This window comes from Immundisolibacter sp. (genome assembly GCF_028696615.1).
GTDB lineage: Bacteria > Pseudomonadota > Gammaproteobacteria > Immundisolibacterales > Immundisolibacteraceae > Immundisolibacter.
In genome coordinates, this window is record NZ_JAQVGQ010000156.1 from 1 (window position 1) to 6,396 (window position 6,396).

Consider the following 6,396-nt stretch of genomic DNA (forward strand, 5'->3'; position numbering starts at 1 on the left):
CGATCGCCGCCAGACGCCGCACGATCACGCCCTGCCGGGCCATGGCGCGCGCGCCGTGGGCGAGCGTGATGGTCATGATGGCCGGCAGCAGCTCCGGCGACAGCCCCACCGCCAGCGCCACCGAAAAGAGCAGCGCCTCCACCACCGGCCGCGCGAAGTACACGTTGATGGCGAACACCGCCAGCGTGAGCGCCACCATGGCCTGCGTGAGCAGCGCACCGAAGCGGCGGATGCCGAGCTCGAACTCGGTCGGCGGTGCGCGGCGGCGCAGGCGCTGGGCGATGGCGCCGAACGCCGTGCGCGCGCCGGTTTCCACGATCAGCGCCCGCGCGGTGCCGCTGCGCACCGAGGTGCCCATGAACACCATGTTGTGGCGCTGCGCCAGCGGCGCATCCGGCGGTGCCGTGCCGGGCGTTTTCTCGACCGGAAAGGTCTCGCCGGTCAGTACCGCCTCGGTGACGAAAAAATCCTTCGCCTCCAGCAGCACGCCGTCGGCCGGAATCAGGCTGCCGGCGGCCAGCAGCACCACGTCTCCCGGCACGACCGCCTCGGCCGGCAGGCTCACCGGCGCGCCGTCGCGCAGCACCATCACCCGCGCCGCCACCCGTTCGCGCAGCGCCGCCACCGCCGCGAAGGCGCGGTATTCCTGCAAGAAACCAAGCCCGCCGCTGCCGATCACGATGCCGAGCACGATGCCGGCATCCAGCCACTCGCGCAGATACGCCGACACCAGGCCGGCGAACAGCAGGATCAGCACCAGCGGGTCGGTGAACTGCTTGAGCAGCAGCGCCACGGGGGCGAGCGTCGGGCCGTCCGGCAGGCGGTTCGGGCCGTGTTCGGCCAGGCGCCGGGCGGCCTCGGCCGCGCGAAGGCCGGCAGGGTCGCTCGACAGGGTCTGCAGCAGCCGCGCCAGCGGCCAGGACCAGTAGGCATCGCGCGGGGCGTCGGACATGGCTGGGCTCGCCGGTCGGGTGGGCAATGCCGGCGCAGTATAGTGACGGCGCTTCACCACCACGCCCTGCGCCGGCTGCGTTCGTGCCCGCATCCATCACGCCCACCGTGACCCGCCCGCCGGTCGCCGGCGCCCGGCGCCTGGTCGTTGCCAGCTGGCTGTTCGGCGTCCTGCTGTTGCTGGCGGTGCTGGGCGTGGGCCTGCGCCTGGGCGAGATCCACGAGGTGCTGGCGTTGCTGCGCCGCTTGCGCCTGCCGTGGCTGGCGGCGGCGCTGGCGCTGCAGGCGGCCACTTACGTGTGTGCGGCCGCCGCCTGGCAGCGCGTGCTGGCACGCCTTGGCCAGCCGGCGCGGCTGGCCGGTCTGGTGCCGCTCAGTCTGGCCAAGCTGTTCACCGATCAGGCAGTGCCCAGTGGCGGCATGAGCGGCAACATCCTGTTCGTGCACGCCATGCGCCGGCGCGGTGTCGGCGCGCCGGCGGCGATGGCGGCGCTGGTGGTGAGCATGATCGGCCACTACCTCGCCAGCCTGCTGCTGGCGGCGCTGAGCGGCCTCGCCCTGGCGCAGTACGGCCTGCTGCATCCGGCACTGACGGCGCTGCTGCTGGCCTACGGCGCCTTCGCGGTGCTGCTGATCGGCGTGGTGTGGGCGGTGGCGAGCGGCCGCGGCCTGCCGCGCTGGCTGCCGGGGCGTCGCTCGCCGCGCGTGGCGCGCCTGCTGGACGCGCTCGCGCGCACCGCCCCCGGCGTGCTGCGCGGGCGGGTGCTGCTGACGGTGGCCTGGCTGCAGGCGGCGATCGTGCTGTTGGACGCCGCCACGCTGTGGGTGCTGCTGTGGGCGCTCGGTCAGGCGCCGGCGCCGGCGTTGGTGCTGGCGGCGTTCGTGTGCGCCAGCCTGGTGATGGAGATGGGGCCGGTGCCGCTCGGCCTTGGCACGTTCGAGGCGACTTGCGTCTCCGTGCTGGGCCTGGCCGGCGTGCCGCTGGCGGCGGCGCTGCCGGCCACCGTGCTGCTGCGCGGCTTCACCCTGTGGCTGCCGATGCTGCCCGGACTGTGGCTGACACGGCGCGAGCTGCGGCGCCCGTCGCCGGGAGCCGGTTGATTCGGAGTGGGTTCAGCCGCCGCGCTCCACCGGCCGCGCCGCATCGCGGCACCACTCGCTCCACGAGCCCGCGTACAGCCGCGCGCCCGGCATGCCGGCGTGGGCCAGCGCCAGCAGGTGGTGGCAGGCGGTCACGCCCGAGCCGCAGTAGACGATCAGCGCCTCCACTGGGCGGCCGTGCAGCAGCGCCTGCCATTCGGCCGCCAGCAGACCGGCCGGTTTGAAGTGGCCGTTGCCGAGATTGGCCTTGAACGGGCGGTTCACCGCGCCCGGGATGTGGCCGGCGACAGGATCGATCGGCTCGTGCTCGCCGCGAAAGCGTTCGGCGGCGCGGGCGTCCACCAGCAGCCGGCGGGCATCACCGAGGCTGCGCAAGACCTCGTCGGCATCGACGCTCTGCACCAGCGGCGCACGCAGCGGCAGGGCCGGCGCGCCGGCGCGGGCCGGTTGCTCATCGCCGCCGGCGATCGGCAAACCGGCCGCCGTCCAGGCGGCGAAACCGCCGTCCAGCACCGCCACCGCGTCGTGCCCCAGCCAGCGCAGCAGCCACCAGGCGCGCGCCGCGAAGCTGCCGTCGCCGGCGTCGTAGCAAATCACCTGCCGGTCGGCCGTGACGCCTAGCGCGCCCAGGCGCGCCGCCAGCGCGGCGCGGTCGGGCAGCGGATGACGGCCCGAGGTGGCCGTCACCGGGCCGGACAGGTCGGTGGCGAGATCGACATGATGCGCCCCGGGCAGGTGGCCTTCGGCAAAGGCGCGCCGGCCGGCCTGCGGGTCGGCGAGGTCGTGGCGGCAATCCAGCAGCACCGGCATCCGGCCGGTCAGCGCCGCGCGCAGGGTGGGGACATCGACGAGCGTTTGCCAGGCCATCGCCGGTGTGTTCATGGCTTCTCCTCGCAGCCCCCTTGGGATTACGCCCGGCTCTGTGGCCGGGTCGAGTAGTGAATCCTAGGCCAGTATGCGGCGCTTTAACAGGCCGTTGAAAAAGGGCTTCCTGCCCTTTTTCGACTCGGCTCGTCGCGGCACATGTCCGCGACCAGCCTCCCCCACATCAAGCGCTTGACGCGCTTGATGTGGGGGCAAGCCATCCCTGGTTTGCCTTGACAGGCCGCGCCGGCACGGGCTGCATCGAAAGGCCGGCGGTGCCGTTTGCACTATCCTGCCTGGCTTGCACGCCCATCGTCGTGCGTCACGAAAACAACCGGAGGAGCCCATGCCCGACCGCATCACGCAGATGCGCAAACTGGTCGACTACTACCTCGGCTACAACGCCACGCGCTTCATTGCCCTTGGCGTCGAAACCGGCCTGTTCCGCGCGCTGGCGGCGGCGCCGGACGGCGTGACGGTGGCCGAGTTCGCCGCCGCGCAGGGCCTGGCTGCCGACTACGCGCGGCACTTCCTGCAGACCGGCTACGCGCTGGAATTGCTGGACCTGGCAGGCGATCGCTACCGCCTGGCCGAGCACATGGCGCCGCTGCTGGCGCGCCCGGACCACAACAGTTATCTGGGCTCGCTGGCCGGATTCCACCACGTCAGCGGGCGAGATTTCGAGCGCATGCCGGCGCTGCTGAAATCGGGCGACGTGTACACCTTCCAGCAGCACGATGCCGACTTCATCCAGGCGGTGAGCGAGGTCACCGCCGGCATCGCCGGCTTCGTCGCCGCCAGCATCCTGCCCGGCCTGCCGCAGTTCGCCGGGCGGGATGATCTGAACGTGCTGGACCTGGGCTGCGGCATGGGCGGCACGCTGCTGGCGCTGGCGCGGGCGTATCCGAACGCGCGCCTGCTGGGCGTGGACGTCGAGCCGCGCTCGGTCGAGCGCGCCAACGCGCGGTTTGCCGAGGCCGGCGTGGCCGGGCGCGTCAGCGCGCAGGTGGCGGCGGCCGAAGGCGTGGACCTAGCCGCGCGCTTCGATCTGGTCACGCTCATCCAGGTGCTGCACGAAACGCAGCCCGCGGTGCGGGCCGACATCCTGGCCGGCGCGGCGCGGGCGCTGAAACCCGGCGGCGTGCTGCTGGTGGTGGACGAACCCTACCCGGACACCACCCAGGGCCTGCGCGAGGCCAAAAGCTGCGCCATGACGCAATTCATCGAGCGCTTCTGGGGCAACGAGCTGCTGTCGCTGGCGCAGCAGAAGGCGTTGATCGAGGCGGCCGGGCTGCGCGTGGATGCGCAAACCGTGCCGCCGCCGGGGCTGGTCAGCGTCACCATCGCCCGCCGGCCGGGCTGAGCGGCGCACCCTCTCCCGGCCTTGCGGCCACCCTCTCCCGCACGCGGGAGAGGGGAAAACAACCCCCGCCGCCGCCCGTTCCATTCCCCCTCTCCCGCCTGCGGGAGAGGGGCAGGGGAGAGGGTCCAGCCGCCTGCGGGAGAGGGGCAGGGGAGAGGGTCCAGCCGCCTGCGGGAGAGGGTGCTGTGCGCCTCAACCGTCAGCGTCGTCCGCGTCGCGCCGCCCGCCGGCGACGGCGTACAGCAGGGTGGTGATCTGCTCCGAGATCAGCCCCATCAGAAACACCACCACGGCGGTGGTGAACAGCACCGCGCTGGCGTTGGTGAAGCGGCCTTGGCTGGTGTAGGTGTGCAGATAATTCAGCAGCCCGCCGGCGATGCACAGCGCCGACAGCGGGGCGAAGATTTGCAGCGGCGAGTACAGCGTCGCCACGCGGAAGATGATCAGCAGGAACCGCGCGCCGTCGTGCAGCGGGCGGATGTGGCTGCGCCCGGTGCGCCGGGCGGCCACGATCGGCTCGTAGGCCACGCCGTAGCCGGCGCGGAAAAACGCCATGGTGATGCTGGTCGGGTACGAAAAACCGTTCGGCAGCAGAAACAGAAACTCGCGGAACTTGTCCGCGCGCACCGCCCGGAAGCCGGACGTGAGGTCCGGGATTTCCTGCCCGGTCATGTAGCTGGCGATGCGGTTGTACAGGCGGTTGGCCAGCGAGCGGCCGACGCTGGCCTGCGAGGCGCCGTCGCGGGCGCCGACCACCATGTCGTAGCCGTCGGCGAGGCGCGTGAGCAGGCGCGCAATGTCGGCCGGGTCGTGCTGGCCGTCGGCGTCCATGAACACGATCACCCGCCCGCGCGCCGCCCGCGCGCCGGACTTGACCGCCCCGCCGTTGCCCACGCGGTAGCGGTGGCGCACTTCCTGCACGCCATAGCGCGCGCACAGCGCGCTGGTGTGGTCGGTCGAGCCGTCGTTGACGACGATGATCTGCGCCTGCGGAAAGTGTTCGCGCAGCACCGGCAGCAGCTTTTCCAGCGCCGGCGCCTCGTTGCGCGCCGGCAGGACGATGGACAGCTCGCAGTCGGTCATGGGTGGGGGTCCGTGTCGGGAAAGCGCCGCGGCGTCACAGCGTAGCAGCGGCGGTCAGCAGGCGGCCCGGCGGCGGCTGGCGACAGCCTCGCGCAGCACGCGCAGGTGCTCGGCGTCGACCGCGCTCAGCGCCGGCTGGCGGCCGACCTGGTCCAGCAGCGCCTCGGCGGCGTCGAGATCACCCTGTAGCATCAGGAAATTGGCTTCCATCAGCCGCCACACCGGCTGCGGCGAGCGCCGGAAAGCCGAGCGCACCCAGGCCAGACCCGCGTCGAAACGGTCGGTTTCCAGGCACAGCTGGCCGTAGTTGATCCACACCTGCTGGCGGGCGTTGGCGGTGAGGCGCGGATTGGCGTCCGCCGCCGCCAGCCAGTCGAGCAGCGCCGGCGCGAGCTCGCGGCACACCGCCTCGCCGGCGCGCGCGCAGTCGGCGAGGTTCTGCAGCGCGGTCAGCGTGGTCGGCGGCAGCGGGCGGTCGCGCAGCGCGCGGGCGATGGCGGCGATCTCGGCCGCATCCGGCGCCTGCCCGGCGGCGCGCCCGGCCCACACGGCGCGGATGGCGTAGCCCGCTTCCCACGGCGCGAGCGCGTAGGCGCGCCGGTAGTGCGCCGCCGCCTGCGCGGGGTTGCCAAGGCGCTTGAACGTCAGCTCGCCCATCATCTGCTGCGCGGCGGCGGACTGCGGGTGGTGCCGGTACAGCGCCTCGATGATGGTCTCCTCGCGGTGCCAGGACGCCGCCCGGCCGAAGGTGGCAAAGCCGAGCGCGAGCGCCACCGCCACGCCGGCGGCGCCATACAACCGGCGGCGGCCGGTGTGGCGGGCAAACGCCGCCACGCCGTACACGGCCGCGAACAGCGGGCCGAAACTCGGCAGGTAGTTGCGGTGCTCGTGGGCGATCTCGAGCGGCACCACGGTCGATTCCAGCGCATGCCCGGCCACGAACCAGGCAATGCCGAAGGCCAGCACCGGCGCGCGGCGGCGCAGCAGCAGCGCGGCCAGCGCCGCCAGCAGCCAGCCGGTGAGCGCCGGCAGCG

General features: G+C 72.9%; 5 protein-coding genes and 1 pseudogene. 2 read left to right on the forward strand and 4 right to left on the reverse strand.

All coding sequences use genetic code 11. The features are described 5' to 3' along the window. On the reverse strand, window positions 1–952 hold a 952-nt coding region (locus PHC73_RS10235; protein ID WP_300127573.1), incomplete at its 3' end, for an HAD-IC family P-type ATPase. Window positions 953–1,035: 83 nt separating this feature from the next. On the opposite strand from PHC73_RS10235, the gene PHC73_RS10240 reads away from it, so the two are divergent. Next, window positions 1,036–2,052, forward strand: a complete 1,017-nt coding sequence (locus PHC73_RS10240; RefSeq protein ID WP_300127576.1) for a lysylphosphatidylglycerol synthase transmembrane domain-containing protein — start codon at window positions 1,036–1,038, stop codon at window positions 2,050–2,052. 12 nt (window positions 2,053–2,064) lie between these two features. On the opposite strand, the gene PHC73_RS10245 is transcribed toward PHC73_RS10240, so the two are convergent. Continuing rightward, window positions 2,065–2,919 (reverse strand): sulfurtransferase, encoded by an 855-nt coding sequence (locus PHC73_RS10245; RefSeq protein WP_366949853.1) that lies wholly within the window; start codon window positions 2,917–2,919, stop codon window positions 2,065–2,067. 343 nt (window positions 2,920–3,262) lie between these two features. Here PHC73_RS10245 and PHC73_RS10250 point away from each other — a divergent pair, with 343 nt between their 5' ends. After that, window positions 3,263–4,279 carry a class I SAM-dependent methyltransferase gene (locus PHC73_RS10250; RefSeq protein WP_300127582.1) on the forward strand — a complete coding sequence of 339 codons (1,017 nt, stop codon included), beginning with the start codon at window positions 3,263–3,265 and terminating at the stop codon, window positions 4,277–4,279. A gap of 192 nt (window positions 4,280–4,471) precedes the next feature. On the opposite strand, the gene PHC73_RS10255 is transcribed toward PHC73_RS10250, so the two are convergent. After that, a complete protein-coding gene (locus tag PHC73_RS10255; RefSeq protein WP_300127585.1) occupies window positions 4,472–5,362 on the reverse strand; it encodes a glycosyltransferase family 2 protein in 891 nt (296 codons plus the stop codon). 54 nt (window positions 5,363–5,416) lie between these two features. Next, window positions 5,417–6,396, reverse strand: a pseudogene (locus PHC73_RS10260) (hypothetical protein); the annotation flags it as partial.

Bases quoted from the DNA above. Each gene is read 5' to 3' on its own strand.
- PHC73_RS10245 (WP_366949853.1), bottom strand. From the start codon at position 2,919: ATGGCCTGGCAAACGCTCGTCGATGTCCCCACCCTGCGCGCGGCGCTG.
- PHC73_RS10250 (WP_300127582.1), top strand. From the start codon at position 3,263: ATGCCCGACCGCATCACGCAGATGCGCAAACTGGTCGACTACTACCTC.
- PHC73_RS10255 (WP_300127585.1), bottom strand. From the start codon at position 5,362: ATGACCGACTGCGAGCTGTCCATCGTCCTGCCGGCGCGCAACGAGGCG.